Here is a 15,908-nt window from a genome sequence, read left to right on the forward strand (position 1 = left end):
GAGCTGCAGTTCGAGCTGCAGGATGAACTTGTCCACCACGCGCGCCACGACCTCGGGCGGAAGGTAACCGAAGGGCACCACCGCATCCAGACGGTTGCGGAATTCGGGCGTGAACATCTTCTGCACCGCCTGCTCGTCCTCACCCTCGCGGCTGAGCGTGCCGAAGCCCAGCGTCTCGCGCGCCATGTCGGAGGCACCCGCGTTCGTCGTCATGATGAGGATGACGTTGCGGAAATCGACCGACTTGCCGTGCTGGTCGGTCAGCCGGCCGTTGTCCATCACCTGCAGCAGGATGTTGAACAGGTCGGGATGCGCCTTCTCGATCTCGTCGAGCAGCAGCACGCAATGCGGGTTCTGATCGACCGCATCGGTCAGCAGACCGCCCTGGTCGAAGCCGACATAGCCCGGGGGCGCACCGATCAGCCGCGAGACGCTGTGCCGCTCCATATATTCGGACATGTCGAACCGCTGGAGCGGGATGCCGAGGATCGCGCTCAGCTGCTTGGCAACCTCGGTCTTGCCGACGCCGGTGGGGCCGGTGAAGAGGTAATTGCCGATCGGCTTCTCCGGCTCGCGCAGACCCGCTCGGGCCAGCTTGATTGCCGAAGACAGCTTCTCGATCGCGCTGTTCTGCCCGAACACCACGCGCTTCAGATCGGTTTCCAGCGTCGCCAGCGCCAGCTTGTCGTCGGTCGATACCGACTTCGGCGGGATGCGCGCCATCGTGGCGATGACCTGCTCGATCTCCTTGGGCGTGATCGTCTTCTTGCGCTTGGCCAGCGGCACCAGCATCTGCATCGCGCCGACCTCGTCGATCACGTCGATCGCCTTGTCGGGCAGCTTGCGGTCGTTGATGTAGCGGGCGCTCAGTTCCACCGCCGATTTGATCGCATCGGGGGTGTATTTGACCGAATGATGTTCCTCGAACGCCGAGCGCAGCCCGGCGAGGATCTTGATCGTGTCCTCGATCGTCGGCTCGTTGACGTCGATCTTCTGGAACCGGCGCAGCAGCGCGCGGTCCTTTTCGAAATGGTTGCGGAATTCCTTGTAGGTCGTGGAGCCGATGCAGCGTATCGTGCCGCCGCTTAGCGCGGGTTTCAGCAGGTTCGACGCGTCCATCGCGCCGCCGCTGGTCGCACCCGCGCCGATGACGGTGTGGATTTCGTCGATGAAGAGCACCGCATGCGGCAGCTTCTCCAGTTCGCTGACGACCGCCTTCAGCCGCTCCTCGAAATCGCCGCGATAGCGGGTGCCCGCCAGCAGCGATCCCATGTCGAGCGAATAGATCACCGCGGGCAGCAATACGTCGGGCACTTCGCCCTCGACGATCTTGCGCGCCAACCCTTCCGCAATCGCGGTCTTGCCGACGCCGGGATCGCCGACATAGAGCGGGTTGTTCTTGGAACGGCGGCACAGGATCTGGATCGTGCGATCCACCTCGGGGCCGCGGCCGATCAGCGGATCGACCTTGCCGATCTTCGCCTTTTCATTGAGATCGACGCAGAATTGCTTGAGTGCGGATTCGTTCTTGCCCTTCTGCTCGCCCGGCTTCTGCGGCTTTTCCTCCTCGGCGCCCTTGGGGGTGGAGGCCTCCGCCGCGCCGCCCTTGCCGACGCCGTGGCTGATGAAGCTGACCGCATCCAGCCGGCTCATGTCCTGCTGCTGGAGGAAATAGACCGCATAGCTCTCGCGCTCGCTGAACAGCGCGACGAGCACGTTGGCGCCGGTCACCTCGTCGCGGCCCGAGGATTGCACGTGCAGAATCGCGCGCTGCACGACCCGCTGGAAGCCGCTGGTCGGCGACGGATCGGTCGCGGTATCGACTTTCAGCGCGTCGAGTTCGGTATCGAGGTAATGCGCGACGGTGCCCTTGATCTCGCCCAGATCGACCTTGCACGCGGTCATAACCTTGGACGCATGCTCGTCGTCGATCAGCGCCAGCAGCAGGTGTTCGAGCGTGGCATATTCATGGCGGCGCGCGCTGGCGGCCTCGAGGGCCTTGTGCAGCGTGGTCTCCAGCGCGGGGGCAAAAGATGGCATAAAGCTACTCCAGAAGGCCGCGTGGGGACGCGCGGCCCGTTGCCGACCATGTCGGGAGCCACAGGCCCCGCATCAAGCACCCGCACACCGTGATCGCAGCCGCGACTCCGCCGCGCGGCCGGTGGGCGAAGTTACTCATCGCCGGAATAGCTGGTCGGCGCTTGCGCGATGGTTAACGGCGCGTTCTATTTTCACGCGGGCGCGGGCGATTTCGCCTTCCAGCGTCGTGATCCGCATTTCCAGCTCGGCTACCGACAAAGGATCGAGATCCTGCCGCGCGAGTTGTGCGAGCAGATCGTCGGGACGGGGAAGTGCGTCGTCCAGGTCCATGATCGACAGCGTTGACCGGGGGCCGTGCGATGTCAATAACGCGGTTGCGGCATCCGCCTGGGGGAACACGACCGAATGGACGCGATACCGGATACCATGCGCGCGATCGACCCGGAGGCTCCGGGCGGGCCGGAGGTGCTCATCGTCGTGGACCGGCCTGTGCCGCGCCCCGCTTTGGGCGAGGTGCTGATCCGGGTCGCCGCGGCGGGCGTGAACCGCCCGGACGTGATGCAGCGCCAGGGCCGCTATCCGCCGCCGCCGGGCGCGCCGACGATCCTGGGGCTGGAGATCGCAGGCACGATCGTTGCAGTCGGCGAAGACGTGGGTATGGAACAGATCGGTCAGCGGGTGTGTGCGCTGGTCGCGGGGGGCGGTTACGCCGAATATGCCGTGGCGCCGGCCGGCCAATGCCTTCCGGTTCCCGAATCGCTGACGATGATCGAGGCTGCGGCGATCCCCGAAACATTGTTCACCGTGTGGACCAATCTGTTCGAGCGGGCCTATGCCACGGAGGGCGATGTCGTGCTGGTCCACGGCGGCACATCGGGCATCGGCACGATGGCGATCACGCTGTGCGGGTTGTTCGGCATCGACGTGATCGTGACCGCTGGCTCGCCCGAGAAATGCGCCGCCGCGCTGCGGCTCGGCGCGGCCCATGCCATCGACTATCGGGCGGAGGACTTCGTAGCGCGGGTGCGCGAGATCACCGGCGGCAAAGGCGTCGCGGCGGTCCTCGACATGGTCGGCGGCGATTATCTGCCCCGCAACCTGCAATGCCTGGGCGATGACGGCCGCCACGTTTCCATCGCGGTGCAGCGCGGTCTGGAGGCGACCATCCCGATCTTCGAGATCATGCGCCGCCGCCTGACGATCACCGGATCGACGCTGCGCGCGCGCGATACCGGGTTCAAGGCACTGGTGGCGGACGAACTCTCGCGCACCGTCTGGCCGCACGCCGAGCAGGGTCGGCTGAAACCGGTGCTCGACCGTACCTTTCCGCTCGATCAGGCTGCGGATGCGCACCGCCGGATGGAGGCGGGCGATCACGTCGGCAAGATCGTGCTGACGGTCGGGGCGATGGGGGACTGACCCGGCCGGGGAACTCGCGGCCGAGCGAGTTCCCCGGTGAAGTATCAGTTGCTGTCGGGGGAATCGTCGCCGTCGTCGTCGGCAACGACGGTCAGGACCAGGACGCTCAGCGCCGCCAGGATACCGATGTTGATGAGGGTCGCTCCGCCGAGCGCACCGCCCAGCCGGCTCTTGCCCGCCGTCGTCGTACCGGCCCGTGCGGACTTGGCCACCGACAGTGAGGCGGCGGGGTTCGGCGCCGCCGCGGCTGCGGTGGAGATCGTTAGGAATGCAGTGGTCGCCAGGGTGGCGAGCGCACGCGCGAGGCGGGTCTTCATGATCGGTAACTCCCTTTTGATACGGCGACTTTCACGGTTACTGGCGCATGATCTTGCACTGCGTCAATGCGCTGCGCGATGGCACCGGGATGTTGCACGATCGTGAATGGTGCACGGCGCTTGCCCTTGGGGCCTGTGCGCACTAAGTCGCTGGGGAATGCGCGGCCGCTCCGATGAGGGGCGGCCCTTTTTATTTCGAGTCAGGAGTAACCCGGTGGCCCAGCCGCTCATGCCCCACGCGACCGCGTCCTGGATGGTCGACAATACCGCGCTCAGCTTCGAGCAGATCGCGGACTTCTGCGGCCTCCATATCCTGGAGATCCAGGCGATCGCCGACGATACCACCGCGACCAAGCTGACCGGGCGCGATCCGGTGCGCGCGCACGACCTGACCCAGGACGAGATCGACAAGGGCCAGGCCGACCCGAATTACCGCTTGCAGATGCTGAAAGGGCCGGAGCAGGTCCGCCGCACCAAAGGGCCGCGCTACACCCCGGTCAGCAAGCGCCAGGACAAGCCCGACGGCATCGCCTGGATCATCCGCAACCATCCCGAGATCACCGACGGCGCGATCGGGCTGCTGATCGGCACGACCCGGACGACGATCGCCGCGATCCGCGACCGCAGCCACTGGAACATCGCCAACATCACGCCCAAGGATCCGGTGACGCTGGGCCTGACGACGCAGCGTGAGCTGGATGCCGCTGTCGCCAAGGCGGCGAAGGCGGCGGGGATCGAGGCGCCGGTGACCGACACCCGGCTGGAGGGCGACCGCGAGTTGTTGCTGGGCCAGCTGCGTGCCGAGCGCCAGGCCGCGCGCGAGGCCGAACTGGCCGGCGACGCGCCCGTTCCCAAGCCGATGTTCGACGATCCGTTCAAGCGCTGATCCCTGCATGAGCGCTGCGGCGGGGCGCGGCACACGCGCAGCGCTCGCCTATCCATTTGCGGGTGCAGAGCCGCCCGTCGGCGGCACGATGCGGGTTGCGCCAGGTGTCCGCTGGGTGCGGCTGAAGATTCCCGGACCGCTCCGGCACGTCAATTGCTGGCTGATCGACGATGGTGATGGCGTCGCGCTCGTCGATACCGGCATGGACACGCCGGACGCCCGCGCCGCCTGGGACAGCGTCTTTCGCGGGAACCTTGCGGGCGTTCGGGTCACGCGGATGATCGGCACCCATTTCCATCCCGACCATATCGGACTGGCGGGTTGGATGTGCGCGCATCAAAACGCACCGCTGCTGATGACGCGGGGCGAGTGGCTTTATGCCCGCATGCTGATCGCCGACGCGTGCGACACGGTGCCGGACGAGGCGGTTGCCTTCTGGCGCGCGGCCGGCTGGGACGACGAACAGGTGGCTGCGATGCAGGCGTGCGGATGGGCGGGATTACGCCGCATCGTCACGCCCCTGCCGCTCGGCTTCACCCGGCTCATCGACGGCCAGCGGCTCGCGATCGGCGGGCGCGACTGGCGCGTCGTCACCGGATCGGGACATAGTCCGGAACATGCCTGCCTGCTCGACGAGGCGAACGGCGTGCTGATCGCGGGCGACCAGGTGCTGCCGCGGATCAGCCCGAACGTGTCGATAACGATTTCCGAACCCCATGCCGATCCGCTGGGCGAATGGTTCGCCTCGATCGACAAGCTGCGCGCGCTGCCGGCCGACCTGCTGGTGCTTCCCGGCCACGGCGATCCGTTCACGGGGCTGCACGCGCGCCTCGACGCGATGGCGGACGAGCACCGCGAGCGGCTGAACGCGCTCGAACTATTCCTCGCAGAGCCGCGCCGGGCCGTGGACGCCTTTGCCGTCCTGTTTCGGCGGACGATCGGGCAGGACATGCTCGGCATGGCGACAGGCGAAGCGCTGGCGCACCTGCGGCGGCTGGAGCGTGAGGGGCGCGCCTTTGAGGAGATGCGTGACGGGGTACGATGGTGGCGCGCGACGTGACGCGCTAGGCTATCGCAACGAATCGGGAGCGGTGAATGAGCGACGCGAACATGCGTGACAGGGCCGTCCAGCTCTACGACGCCTTCACCCACGAGCACCGCGACCGGCGGACGCTGCTGCGCCAGATGACTGCGCTCGCCGGGTCCGCCGCCGCTGCCGAGGCGCTGATCCTGGGCATTGCCGCATCGCCTGCCGCCGCTGCGCGGATCGACCCGGCGGACAAGCGGCTGCGGGCCGATCGCTGGGAGGGCACGATCGCGGGAAAGCCTGCCGCGGCTTATGTCGCCTCACCCGTCAGCGGTGCCAAGCGCCGCGGCACGGTGATCGTAATCCACGAGAACCGTGGGCTGACCGCGCATATCCAGGATGTCGCCCGCCGCATCGCCCTGGCCGGGTTTGACGCCGCCGCGCCCGACTTCCTGGCGCCGCAGGGGGGTACGCCTGCGGACGAGGATGCCGCCCGCACGCTGATCGGCTCGGCCGATTACGACCTCGTCATCGCGCAGGGACTGGGGTTCGCCGAACGCTATCGCACCCGGCGCGGCGGCACGGGCAAGGTCGGGATGGTCGGCTTCTGCTGGGGCGGGGCGCTGGTCGATCGGCTGGCGGTCGCCGGCGGCCCGGCGTTCGCGGCGGGCGTATCCTATTACGGGCCGGCGCCGGCGCCGTCCGAAGCCGCCAAGGTCCAGACCCCGCTGATGCTCCATTATGCAGGCAAGGACACACGCGTCGCTGCGACCGGCGAACCTTGGGCCGCGGCGCTGAAGGCGGCGGGCAAGCCGGTCGAGGCGTTTACCTACGCCAACGTCGACCACGCCTTCAACAACGACACGTCCGCCGAACGCTATGACAAGACCGCGGCCGATCTCGCCTGGGGCCGCACCATCGCCTTCTTCCACCAGCATCTCGACGCCTGAGGATTGCCAATGACCCTTACCTTCTACACCAACCCCATGTCACGCGGCCGGATCGCGCGCTGGATGCTCGAAGAGGTCGATGCGGATTACGAGACGGTCGTGCTCGATTACAGCGGGTCGATGAAGGCCGCCGATTTCGTCGCCATCAACCCGATGGGCAAGGTGCCCGCGATCGTTCACGACGGCCATATCGTCACCGAGGGCGCGGCGATCTGCGCGTATCTGGCCGATACCTATGCCGAAATGGGGCTGACCCCGACCGCGGCCGAGCGCGCGAATTACTACCGTTGGCTGTTCTTCGCGGCAGGCCCGGTCGAGGCAGCGGTGACCAACAAGTCGCTAGCCTTCGAGGTGCCGGAAGGACGCGATCGGATGGCGGGCTATGGCACCTTCGACCTGATGGTGCACACGCTCGAGCGCGCGGTCGGCGCGCACGAATGGATCGCCGGCGACCGCTTTACGGCAGCTGACGTCTATGTCGGAGCGCAGGTGATGTGGGGGCTTCAGTTCAAGTCCATCCCGACACGCCCCGCCTTCGAAGCCTATGCCGCCCGGCTGGGCGCGCGCGAAGCATATCGACGCGCATCGGCCAAGGACGACGCGCTGATGCCGGCCGCGCAGTAGGACGTTCGATCCTCCCCGGCATGGGGAGGGGGACCAGCCGAAGGCTGGTGGAGGGGGCTCACCGCGAGCGATTCACCGCTTCGCGGCGGTCCCCCTCCCCGTACCGGGCAGGAATGTCGGGGATCAACCGGGCCATCACCGCGTCCCGCGCCACGTCACCCATCGTCGTCCACCGGACGATCTCGTCTAAGGTGCGCCCGCACCCCACACACCGATCGTCCTCCACGGTGCAGATGCCGGTGCAAGGGGAGGCGAGCGTTACGCCACCCATCCCGCAAGCCAATCCGCCAGCGCCTGCGGCGTCAGCGAGCGCGCGTCCGACAAAGCGGTTTCGCGACCGGCGTTGAGCAGGCGGTTGCTTTTGGGATCGACGACCAGCACCGCGGGCACGCCCTTCAGACGGCTGGTGATGCCGTAGCGCGCCGGAATCTGGAGGTTCTTGTCGAAACGGCCGACGTCGACCGTGACCACCTCGAAATGCCGCGCGACGAACGGCTTCATCTCGGGCAGCTCCATTACGCCCGCCAGCAGGCGGCAGTCGAGGCACCAATTACCGCCCAAGTCGATAATGAGCCGCTTGCGCGCCTTGATCGCGCGGGCGCGGGCGGCGGCAACCTGCGCGTCGGCATTGGCGGCTTCGTCATAGGGCAGGGGCAGCGGCTTGCCGAGTTGCTCGAACGACGCGGCGCGGACGTGAGGCGCAGCAACGCGCGCATCGGCGGGAACCGCGATCAGGGCAGCGGCGATCAGGAGCGGGCGGATCATGTCGATTCTCCGGAAGAGGGCGCGCATGTCATCGCCCGGCCGGGACGATGGTTGCAACACAGCTTCGCTTGGGCGCGCACAACCGGTGTGATCCGATCGGCTGTGGGGCGAGATCATCGACCCAGCGTGACACCCAGGAAATCGGGAACAGGGCCGTTCCAGCCCTCGTCAGGCCCGTCGTCCGCTTGGCGGAAACGCGGTTCGGGGCGACGCTCCTCGCGGCGGGGTTGGCGATCACGATGTTCGGCGCGGGGTGCGCGTTCCTCGCGGACGGGTGCGGGCGCCGGAGCCTGCGTCTCCACGGCCACCGCCTCGACGCAAGCCTCTTCGACTGCGGCCTCCACCGCGGGAGTCTCTGCTCTGGGCTTGCGGGTGCGCTCGCGCCGCGGGCGTTCTTCCCTGGCTGATTCGCGCGCCGGTTCCGGGGCGGCGACCGCGGCCTGATCCAGCCTTTGGATCGTCTGTCCGGTCAGCTTCTCGATATTCTGGATGTTCTCGGCATCGTCGGGCGCCACGAAGGTATAGGCGGTGCCGGTCGCGCCCGCACGGCCGGTACGGCCGATGCGGTGGACGTAATCGTCGGGGTGCCAGGGCGCATCGTAATTGAAGACCGTGCTCACGCCCTTGATGTCGAGCCCGCGCGCCGCGACGTCGGAGGCGACCAGGATGTTGACCACGCCGCTCTTGAACAGTTCGAGTTCGGCCAGGCGCTGCGGCTGTTCCATGTCGCCGTGGATTTCGCCCGACTTGTAGCCCGCCTGTTTCAGCACCTTGTTGAGGTCGCGCACCGTCGTCTTGCGGTTGCAGAAGATGATCGCGTTGGTCACCTCATCCTGCGCCAGGATGCGGCGCAGCGTCTCGCGCTTAGCGGTCTGGCTGGCGACGGTGACCAGATATTGGGTGATGTTGAGGTTGGTCGATGCCGGCCGCGACACCTCGATCCGCTTCGGGTTATCGAGGAACTTGTCCGCCAGCTTCTTGATCGGCGCGGGCATCGTCGCGGAGAACAGAAGTGTCTGGCGCTGCTTGGGCAGCTTGGTGCAAATTTCTTCGATATCGGGGATGAAGCCCATGTCGAGCATGCGGTCGGCCTCGTCGATGACCAGCATCGAACAGCCGTTGAGCAGTATCTTGCCGCGCCCGAACAGGTCCATCAGCCGCCCCGGCGTCGCGATCAGCACGTCGACGCCCTTTTCCAACGCCGCCAGCTGGTCGCCCATCGACACGCCGCCGATCAGCAGCGCCATCGAGAGTTTGTGGTTGGCGCCGTATTTCTCGAAATTTTCCGCCACCTGCGCGGCGAGTTCGCGGGTCGGCTCCAGGATCAGCGATCGCGGCATCCGTGCGCGGCTGCGGCCGTGCGCCAGGATGTCGATCATCGGCAGCACGAAGCTGGCCGTCTTGCCCGTGCCCGTCTGGGCGATGCCGATGATGTCCTTCATCATCAGGACAGGCGGGATCGCTGCCGCCTGGATCGCGGTCGGCTCGGTATAGCCGGCGTCGTTGACCGCTTTCAGCAGTTCGGGGGAGAGGCCGAGATCGGCGAAGCTCATGCAAATGTCCGGATTGGGGGCAAGCGACATCGCGCGCCAACGCGCGGTGCGCTCGCGGATTGGCGGCCGAAAGTCAAGGTTTGGCAGTGACCCAGGTTCGGCCGCCGCCGCTTCCTATCTCTTCGCCTCCAGCGCCTTGAACGCAGAAATGCCGCACTTCGCCCCCGATCGCGCGCGGATCACGTCGCGATCGGCGCAGACGTGGCCGTCGGCGCCGGGTTTCAGATAGATGCCGGAATAGAAATCGAGCGACTTGCACTCGCCGTCCAGCTTGGCTCGCAACCACTTGCCGCCATAGAGCACCATGTCGACGGTTCCCGGCTTGGTGATGAGCACACCTGCCAGATTGGCGGGGGCGACGCACTTGGGGCCTTTGCGTTCCTTCCACACGATCGGCTTGGCGGGCGCCACCGGCATGCGCCTGACGCGCACGACGATACGCTCGTGGATGGTCAATTGCGCCAGCAGGACTGCTGGCGCATCGGACAGCATCGGCGCGAGCGCGAGCAGCAGGGTGGGCAAAGCGGGATGGGTCATCGGCAGGCGAGCCAGACCGTAGGGGTGGACGTTGAACGGATGATGAACTCGGATTAACCGCGTCCCATGAAAACCTCCGCCCAGATGAATCCGGCGCAATCGGCGATGATCGCGGCGCTGGCGGACACCGTAGATCGCCGCGTCATCGTTACCGATGCGGCTTCGATCGCGCCCTGGCTGGAGGATTGGCGCGGCCGTTACCATGGTTCGGCGCCTGCGCTGCTGGCGCCGTCCACGACGGCCGAAGTGGCGGCGATCGTGCGCGCGGCGGCCGAATACCGCGTGCCGCTGGTGCCGCAGGGCGGCAATACCTCGATGGTCGGCGGCGCCACGCCGCCCGCGGACGGTTCGGCGCTGATCCTGTCACTGCGCCGCATGGACCGGATCCGGGCGCTGGACGACGAGGGGGGGCTGGTAGTCGTCGAGGCCGGGGTGATCCTCCAGACCTTGCAGGAGGCGGCACTGGCCGCGGGGCGGCGGTTTCCACTCACGCTGGGCGCGCGCGGAAGCGCGACGATCGGCGGCCTCGTCTCGACCAATGCGGGCGGCACCCAGGTGCTGCGTTTCGGAACGATGCGCGGGCTTGTCGCGGGTGTTGAGGCGGTGCTGCCCGACGGGACGATCCATGACGGCCTCGCTGCGCTCAAGAAGGACAATCGTGGCTATGACCTGACGCAGTTGCTGGTCGGGGCGGAGGGTACGCTGGGCATCGTCACCGCCGCCACCCTGCGGCTCGTGCCCGCGATCGCCGCGCGCGCCGTGGCGTGGGTCGGCGTGCACGGCCCCGACGTCGCGCTGCGCCTCCTGCGCATGCTGGAGCGGGGTACTGCTCTGATCGAAGGGTTCGAACTGCTGCCCGCCGAATCGCTCGACGCGGTCGTCGCGCATGTCGCTGGTGCCCGCGCGCCACTGTCGGGCACGCACGCCTGGCATGTCCTGATCGAGGCGGCGACCAGCGATCCCGGGGTCGATCCCGCCGCGATCCTGGAGCCGCTGCTTGCCGACGCTCTGGCGCAAGGCTTGGGCGACGATGCGGTGATCGCTGCCAGCGAGGCGCAGGCCGAAGCGTTCTGGCGCATCCGCGATTCGATCTCGGCCAGCGAACGGGCGCAGGGACCGGCGACCCAGCACGACATCTCCGTGCCCGTCGATGCGATGCCGCGCTTCATGACCGGGGCGGCTGCGGCATGCCAGGCGCGCTTTCCCGGCACGCACGCCAGCGGCTTCGGCCATCTCGGCGACGGCAACGTCCATTTCCACGTGCGCGCGCCCGCGGGTGCCTCGCCGGAACGCTGGTATGCCGAGGAGGCGCAAGCGGTAACGGCGTTCGTCCACGATCTCGTCGTCGCCGCCGGGGGTTCGATTTCGGCCGAGCACGGCATCGGCCAGATGAAGGCCGCCGAGCTCGAACGCCTGAGCAGCCCCGCACGGATGGCTGCCTTGCACGCGGTGAAGCACGCGTTCGACCCTCACGGGCTCTTCAATCCCGGTAAGCTCGTTCTTGCGCCCCGGGCCTCAACGCCATAGAGCACCGCGCCATCTAAGCGGCCGGGGGGCCGTGGGTATTTTCCGGAGAGACTGTCATGGCCAGCGCGCCGCTTCCGCTTTTCTACAACGGGCTCGAGCCGCTTTCGAGCGAGACCCACGCGAACTACCGCGTGCGGGCGCAGAATGCCGCGCCGTTCCTGATCGGGCAGCACGCCATCCCGCTGACGATCGACGAATTTCCGCTGGTCCAGCGCGCGATGCCGATTGTCTTCTCGGTCGGTGACGAGGCGATCCCGCTGGCGCTGATGGGGCTGAACGAAGGCGTCAACGTGTTCATCGACGATGAAGGCAAGGCGATCGGCGACGGTTTCTACGTTCCGGCCTATGTCCGCCGCTATCCCTATATGCTCGCCCGCCTGCGCCCCGATGCGCAGGAACTGTCCTTGTGCTTCGATCCCACCTCCGACGCCGTCGGTGCGTTCGACGAGGGGCAGCCGTTGTTCGAGAACGGTCAGCCGAGCCAGGCGACCAAGGACATTTTGGCCTTCAACGAGACGTTCGAACAGGCCGGGCAGCGCACCCAGCAATTCATGGCGGAACTGCGCGCGAGCGACCTGCTGATGGACGGGGAGGTCTCGATCCAGCCGGAGGGCGCCGAGCAGCCGTTCATCTATCGCGGTTTCCAGATGATAAACGAGCAGAAGCTGCAGGATCTGCGCGGCGATCAGCTGCGCAAGATGAGCCAGTCGGGCATGCTGCCGCTGCTCTATGCCCACCTTTTCTCGCTCTCGCTGATGCGCGACATCTTCGCCAAGCAGGTGCAGCAGGGCAAGGTGCCCGAGCCGCAGCCGGGTTTCTGACGCCCGCCTATTTTACTGCGAATTTTTCGCAATTGGCGGTTGAAAGCCCCGTCCGGGGGCATATATCCAGTGCGTACGGCGTCGTGTCCCCCCCTTTCGCGGCCCGTATGACGCGCTTTCAGCGCGTCTCCTCCCTGAACCTAGGCCACCTCGTGCTTCGTGCACGGGGTGGTTTTTTTATCTATTCCGCTGCCATCGCCGATGATCCCCGGCCAAGTGCCTCGTCCTCCAGCGCATCCAGTATGTACGCGACGATCGCCACAGTCGCCGCAAACCCCGGCCCCCGGCAGTCGAGCGCAGTATCGAGATACAGGGACCGGTCGAGTTCGAGCTGGATGGCATGCACGTCGCGCGTCGGTGCGCCGTGCGCGTCCAGGATGTGGCCGCCCGCATAAGGCGCATTGCGCGCGACCTGATGCCCGCTCGCCACTGCCGCCGCCTCGACCCGCGCGACGAAGCGCTCGTGGGCAGAGCGTCCGAAGCGGTCGCCGATCACGATCCGTGGACCCTGCCGCCCAAGCGAAGGCATCGAGTGGAGGTCCAGCAGCACCGCGACGCCGAACCGGGCGCGCGCCGCCGCCAGAGCCTGCGCCACGGCGTTGTGATAAGGGCGGTGATCCTCGACGATTCTCTGAACGATCTCGGCGTCGCTGAACCGGCGTAGCCACAGGTCGCCGGCGTTGGTCGCCCGGCGCGGCACCAGCCCCAGGCCGCTACGGACCTTGGCCGAGCGCATCGCCAGCGCGACGACGCGTGCGCCCTCGTCGACCCGCGTATCGCGCTCGTCCTCGCTGCGGTTCAGGTCGATCCACGCGCGTGCGCGCCGGGCGACGATGGTCGTCCGCACGCCCCGCGCGGCGTGTGCGATCCCATCGACGTGCCGGTCCTCCAACGCGGTCGCGACGCGTATGTGTACCCGAAGCGCGGCGAGCAGCGCGGCCGGATAGTCGCGCCCGGCATGCGGCACCGACAGGACCACCGGACTCTGCGGCGGCAGGGCGCCCAGCACGTCGAAGCTCGCGTTCATTGCGATGAAGCGTAGGCGCGGCGCGGCCACCGGGCAACAAGCCGCTGGAAATGTTAACCGCTGGCGCGGTATGGGGCGAGGCTTGGGAAATTCGGGACCGCGGGCGCGATGATCAGGATTCTGCTGGCCGAAGACGATCAGGTGATGCGCGAATATCTCGCGCGTGCGCTTGAGCGTTCGGGCTATTCGGTGGTGGCGGTGGATTGCGGCACCGCCGCGATCCCGCTGCTGGAGACGCAACGGTTCGACCTGCTGCTGACCGACATCGTCATGCCCGAGATGGACGGCATCGAACTCGCCCAGCGCGCGTCCGAGATGTGCAGCGATCTGCGCGTGATGTTCATCACCGGTTTCGCTGCGGTGACGCTGAAAGCCGGCAAGGCGATGCCCCAGGCGCGCGTCCTCTCCAAGCCTTTCCACCTGCGCGACCTGGTCTTGGAAGTCGACCGTATGTTCGAGGTCGGCAACGCCAGCGGTCTTTGAAGAGCCGTCACGAGGAAATCGTAAGAACCCCGGTTGCGCTCGACCGCCCCTGCCGCTAGAGGCCGCCTCCTCGGGCGTGTAGCTCAGTGGTAGAGCACTGTGTTGACATCGCAGGGGTCGCAAGTTCAATCCTTGCCACGCCCACCATAAAAAGCCTTGGTAACTCAACGAGTTACCGAGGCTTTTTTGTATCTGAAGGGTCGGCAAAATCGGACTCCGTGCCCAATATATGCCCAGCAAAATCGGGCATTCCGGCTGCCGGTTGGGCAGATTCTGGGCACGCGCCGGGCAATGAATCCTGGGCGAAAACAGGTCGCTTGGCGAAATCGGCAGATGGACATACAATAGGTTTAAGCGCCCCTCTCGTCCGCGTGCGGGGTGGCGGGCTTGACGATCATGAGGAAACTTCGCGTGTGCGGGTCTCCGGCCGTCGTCGGGTGCTAGGCCGGGGATCCGTGCGCGCCGACCACCGGGTTTCCCCCATGTCGAATAAAGACCCTGCACCGGGGGCTGCCAGCCCAGCCGATGCAGTGGTGCCGCTCGGGCCACAGGCCGAGGCACCCATGGCTGGCTGTCCGCCGATGGCGTGCAACACGACCGGCGCGGTATACCAGCCCGGACCAATCTTGCCCCATGCGGTGCAGGATGGGGCCGATGGAGCACGTTCGCCGCCCAGGAAGGCCAGCGTCGGCGCCGCCGACACGCTGCTGACGCCGCAGGACATTCTCGAACGGTTGCGCATCTCGAGCGCCGAGCCGTCGAAATGGATGCGACGCACCTTCGCAAAACACGGTGTGCCCTTCATGCAAACGTGCGGTCAGATCCGCGCGACGGAGGCACAATACCGACTGCTCCTGGAAAAGATCACATGCTCTCCATCCGCCCCCGTGGGAAGAACAGCATTCTCTACATCCGTGGCCAAGTCTCGCTCGGCGACAAGCGGATCGACGTCAAAGAGTTCAGTTCAGGAACGTGTGACGCAGATGCTGCGTCGCACCTGATGGCAGAATACGAGACGAAGCTGCGCCACCAACTGATGTTCGGTCCGGCAGCGGCCGTCGCGCAGGGGGTGATGGCCGACGCCTTCGACAGCTATCTGTCCAAGGCCAGGCCGCCCGGCGCCTCGGACGTGCTTCGCATGGGCAAGCTTAACGCCATCATCGGCGACCACGCCCTGCGTGAGCCGAAGCAGGCGTGGGACCACTTTCGCCGCGCCTATCTCACCGGCCACGATCCGGCTGGGCAGGATCGCTACCGATCCGTTTTTCAGGCGGCGATCAACGTCCACCATGAGCTGCACGACCTGCCGCCGATCAAGATCAAGGCTATCCCGTTCAGCAACGAACGGAACCGCTACCTTACCAAGGAGGAACGCGATCGCCTGATCGGGTCGTACGTGGGCCACGTCCAGCCGATCATCACCATGCTCGCCTTCCATGGTCCCCGCGTCCAGACGGCACTCCAAATCCAGTGGGGTGTCAACGGTGTCGATATGGCGCGCGAGGCGATCCGGCTGAACCACAGCAAGAACGAGGTGATCCAGTCGGTGCCGATGCACCGCCGGGTCAAAGACGTGTTGCTGCCCATCTGGGAAGACCGCGGCAGACCTGCCAAGGGTCACGTATTCCTCAACAAGCACGGCCAGCCCTACCAGGACACGCGCCTCGCGCCGATTCCGGGCGGCAACCCGCTCAAGCGGGCTCACGCAACGGCGCTAGGACGCGCCGACGTTGAGGATTTCACGGTCCACGATTGGCGGCATCACTGGGCGTCGCACTGCGTGATGGCGGGGATCGACCTCATCACCATCATGCACATGGGCGGCTGGAAGTCGTTACGGATGGTGCAGCGCTACGCCAGCGTAGGGATCGAACATATGCGGGAGGCGATCGACAAGTTGTCGTAACATGAAGCGGGCATGGACCCTGTCAA

The 15,908-nt window shown here is 66.7% G+C and carries 17 protein-coding genes and 1 tRNA gene; 10 read left to right on the forward strand and 8 right to left on the reverse strand.

Going from position 1 to position 15,908, the window contains the following annotated elements:
* Positions 1–2,040, reverse strand: a 2,040-nt coding sequence (gene clpA / locus VF643_RS15315; RefSeq protein ID WP_331044257.1) for an ATP-dependent Clp protease ATP-binding subunit ClpA, incomplete at its 3' end; no start/stop codon positions are given.
* Positions 2,041–2,175: 135 nt separating this feature from the next.
* Positions 2,176–2,370, reverse strand: a complete 195-nt coding sequence (locus VF643_RS15320; protein WP_331044258.1) for a DUF1192 domain-containing protein — start codon at positions 2,368–2,370, stop codon at positions 2,176–2,178.
* 75 nt (positions 2,371–2,445) lie between these two features.
* Here VF643_RS15320 and VF643_RS15325 point away from each other — a divergent pair, with 75 nt between their 5' ends.
* Positions 2,446–3,459, forward strand: a complete 1,014-nt coding sequence (locus tag VF643_RS15325) for an NAD(P)H-quinone oxidoreductase (protein WP_331044259.1) — start codon at positions 2,446–2,448, stop codon at positions 3,457–3,459.
* Between the two features lie 44 nt (positions 3,460–3,503).
* Here VF643_RS15325 and VF643_RS15330 read toward each other — a convergent pair whose 3' ends face one another.
* Positions 3,504–3,776 (reverse strand): hypothetical protein, encoded by a 273-nt coding sequence (locus VF643_RS15330; protein ID WP_331044260.1) that lies wholly within the window; start codon positions 3,774–3,776, stop codon positions 3,504–3,506.
* Between the two features lie 214 nt (positions 3,777–3,990).
* Between VF643_RS15330 and VF643_RS15335 the strand changes: the two genes are divergently transcribed.
* The 4 genes from VF643_RS15335 to VF643_RS15350 are packed head-to-tail and all read left to right on the forward strand — an operon-like array spanning position 3,991 to position 7,263.
* Positions 3,991–4,662: a DUF1013 domain-containing protein gene (locus VF643_RS15335; RefSeq protein WP_331044261.1), complete on the forward strand. Its 672-nt coding sequence runs from the start codon at positions 3,991–3,993 to the stop codon at positions 4,660–4,662.
* A gap of 7 nt (positions 4,663–4,669) precedes the next feature.
* Complete coding sequence (locus VF643_RS15340) at positions 4,670–5,722, forward strand: MBL fold metallo-hydrolase (protein WP_331044262.1); 1,053 nt, start codon at positions 4,670–4,672, stop codon at positions 5,720–5,722.
* A gap of 50 nt (positions 5,723–5,772) precedes the next feature.
* A complete protein-coding gene (locus VF643_RS15345) occupies positions 5,773–6,639 on the forward strand; it encodes a dienelactone hydrolase family protein (protein WP_331044263.1) in 867 nt (288 codons plus the stop codon).
* Positions 6,640–6,648: 9 nt separating this feature from the next.
* Complete coding sequence (locus tag VF643_RS15350; RefSeq protein ID WP_414713882.1) at positions 6,649–7,263, forward strand: glutathione S-transferase family protein; 615 nt, start codon at positions 6,649–6,651, stop codon at positions 7,261–7,263.
* Positions 7,264–7,321: 58 nt separating this feature from the next.
* On the opposite strand, the gene VF643_RS15355 is transcribed toward VF643_RS15350, so the two are convergent.
* The 4 genes from VF643_RS15355 to VF643_RS15370 form a co-directional block, all read right to left on the reverse strand.
* Positions 7,322–7,534: a DUF1289 domain-containing protein gene (locus VF643_RS15355; protein ID WP_331044265.1), complete on the reverse strand. Its 213-nt coding sequence runs from the start codon at positions 7,532–7,534 to the stop codon at positions 7,322–7,324.
* Complete coding sequence (locus VF643_RS15360; RefSeq protein WP_331044266.1) at positions 7,522–8,028, reverse strand: thioredoxin family protein; 507 nt, start codon at positions 8,026–8,028, stop codon at positions 7,522–7,524. The genes VF643_RS15355 and VF643_RS15360 overlap by 13 nt, the downstream gene beginning before the upstream one ends.
* Positions 8,029–8,141: 113 nt before the next feature.
* The gene (locus VF643_RS15365) at positions 8,142–9,581 is read right to left on the reverse strand and encodes a DEAD/DEAH box helicase (RefSeq protein ID WP_331044267.1); all 1,440 of its coding nucleotides are present in this window, start codon (positions 9,579–9,581) and stop codon (positions 8,142–8,144) included.
* Between the two features lie 114 nt (positions 9,582–9,695).
* Positions 9,696–10,118: a hypothetical protein gene (locus VF643_RS15370; protein ID WP_331044268.1), complete on the reverse strand. Its 423-nt coding sequence runs from the start codon at positions 10,116–10,118 to the stop codon at positions 9,696–9,698.
* 66 nt (positions 10,119–10,184) lie between these two features.
* Between VF643_RS15370 and VF643_RS15375 the strand changes: the two genes are divergently transcribed.
* Positions 10,185–11,645, forward strand: a complete 1,461-nt coding sequence (locus VF643_RS15375; protein ID WP_414713883.1) for an FAD-binding oxidoreductase — start codon at positions 10,185–10,187, stop codon at positions 11,643–11,645.
* Positions 11,646–11,701: 56 nt separating this feature from the next.
* The gene (locus VF643_RS15380) at positions 11,702–12,466 is read left to right on the forward strand and encodes a SapC family protein (RefSeq protein ID WP_331044269.1); all 765 of its coding nucleotides are present in this window, start codon (positions 11,702–11,704) and stop codon (positions 12,464–12,466) included.
* 181 nt (positions 12,467–12,647) lie between these two features.
* On the opposite strand, the gene VF643_RS15385 is transcribed toward VF643_RS15380, so the two are convergent.
* Positions 12,648–13,493, reverse strand: a complete 846-nt coding sequence (locus tag VF643_RS15385; RefSeq protein ID WP_331044270.1) for an N-formylglutamate amidohydrolase — start codon at positions 13,491–13,493, stop codon at positions 12,648–12,650.
* A 108-nt stretch (positions 13,494–13,601) separates the two neighbouring features.
* Here VF643_RS15385 and cpdR point away from each other — a divergent pair, with 108 nt between their 5' ends.
* The 3 genes from cpdR to VF643_RS15400 all read left to right on the forward strand — a co-directional run bounded on the left by cpdR (position 13,602) and on the right by VF643_RS15400 (position 15,882).
* The gene (cpdR, locus tag VF643_RS15390; RefSeq protein WP_331044271.1) at positions 13,602–13,976 is read left to right on the forward strand and encodes a cell cycle two-component system response regulator CpdR; all 375 of its coding nucleotides are present in this window, start codon (positions 13,602–13,604) and stop codon (positions 13,974–13,976) included.
* Between the two features lie 72 nt (positions 13,977–14,048).
* Positions 14,049–14,123, forward strand: a tRNA-Val gene (locus VF643_RS15395).
* Between the two features lie 721 nt (positions 14,124–14,844).
* Entirely contained in the window at positions 14,845–15,882 is a 1,038-nt protein-coding gene (locus VF643_RS15400; protein ID WP_331044272.1) for a site-specific integrase, read from the forward strand.
* The last annotated feature ends 26 nt before the right edge of the window (positions 15,883–15,908 follow it).

This window comes from Sphingomonas sp. (assembly GCF_036387595.1).
GTDB lineage: Bacteria > Pseudomonadota > Alphaproteobacteria > Sphingomonadales > Sphingomonadaceae > Sphingomonas.

Coding starts and splice junctions, on each gene's coding strand:
- VF643_RS15380 (WP_331044269.1), top strand. CDS start 11,702: ATGGCCAGCGCGCCGCTTCCGCTTTTCTACAACGGGCTCGAGCCGCTT.
- VF643_RS15330 (WP_331044260.1), bottom strand. CDS start 3,776: ATGAAGACCCGCCTCGCGCGTGCGCTCGCCACCCTGGCGACCACTGCA.
- VF643_RS15400 (WP_331044272.1), top strand. CDS start 14,845: ATGCTCTCCATCCGCCCCCGTGGGAAGAACAGCATTCTCTACATCCGT.
- VF643_RS15340 (WP_331044262.1), top strand. CDS start 4,670: ATGAGCGCTGCGGCGGGGCGCGGCACACGCGCAGCGCTCGCCTATCCA.
- VF643_RS15385 (WP_331044270.1), bottom strand. CDS start 13,493: ATGAACGCGAGCTTCGACGTGCTGGGCGCCCTGCCGCCGCAGAGTCCG.
- VF643_RS15345 (WP_331044263.1), top strand. CDS start 5,773: ATGCGTGACAGGGCCGTCCAGCTCTACGACGCCTTCACCCACGAGCAC.
- VF643_RS15350 (WP_414713882.1), top strand. CDS start 6,649: ATGACCCTTACCTTCTACACCAACCCCATGTCACGCGGCCGGATCGCG.
- VF643_RS15360 (WP_331044266.1), bottom strand. CDS start 8,028: ATGATCCGCCCGCTCCTGATCGCCGCTGCCCTGATCGCGGTTCCCGCC.
- VF643_RS15370 (WP_331044268.1), bottom strand. CDS start 10,118: ATGACCCATCCCGCTTTGCCCACCCTGCTGCTCGCGCTCGCGCCGATG.
- VF643_RS15320 (WP_331044258.1), bottom strand. CDS start 2,370: ATGGACCTGGACGACGCACTTCCCCGTCCCGACGATCTGCTCGCACAA.
- VF643_RS15375 (WP_414713883.1), top strand. CDS start 10,185: ATGAAAACCTCCGCCCAGATGAATCCGGCGCAATCGGCGATGATCGCG.
- cpdR (WP_331044271.1), top strand. CDS start 13,602: ATGATCAGGATTCTGCTGGCCGAAGACGATCAGGTGATGCGCGAATAT.
- VF643_RS15355 (WP_331044265.1), bottom strand. CDS start 7,534: ATGGGTGGCGTAACGCTCGCCTCCCCTTGCACCGGCATCTGCACCGTG.
- VF643_RS15365 (WP_331044267.1), bottom strand. CDS start 9,581: ATGAGCTTCGCCGATCTCGGCCTCTCCCCCGAACTGCTGAAAGCGGTC.
- VF643_RS15325 (WP_331044259.1), top strand. CDS start 2,446: ATGGACGCGATACCGGATACCATGCGCGCGATCGACCCGGAGGCTCCG.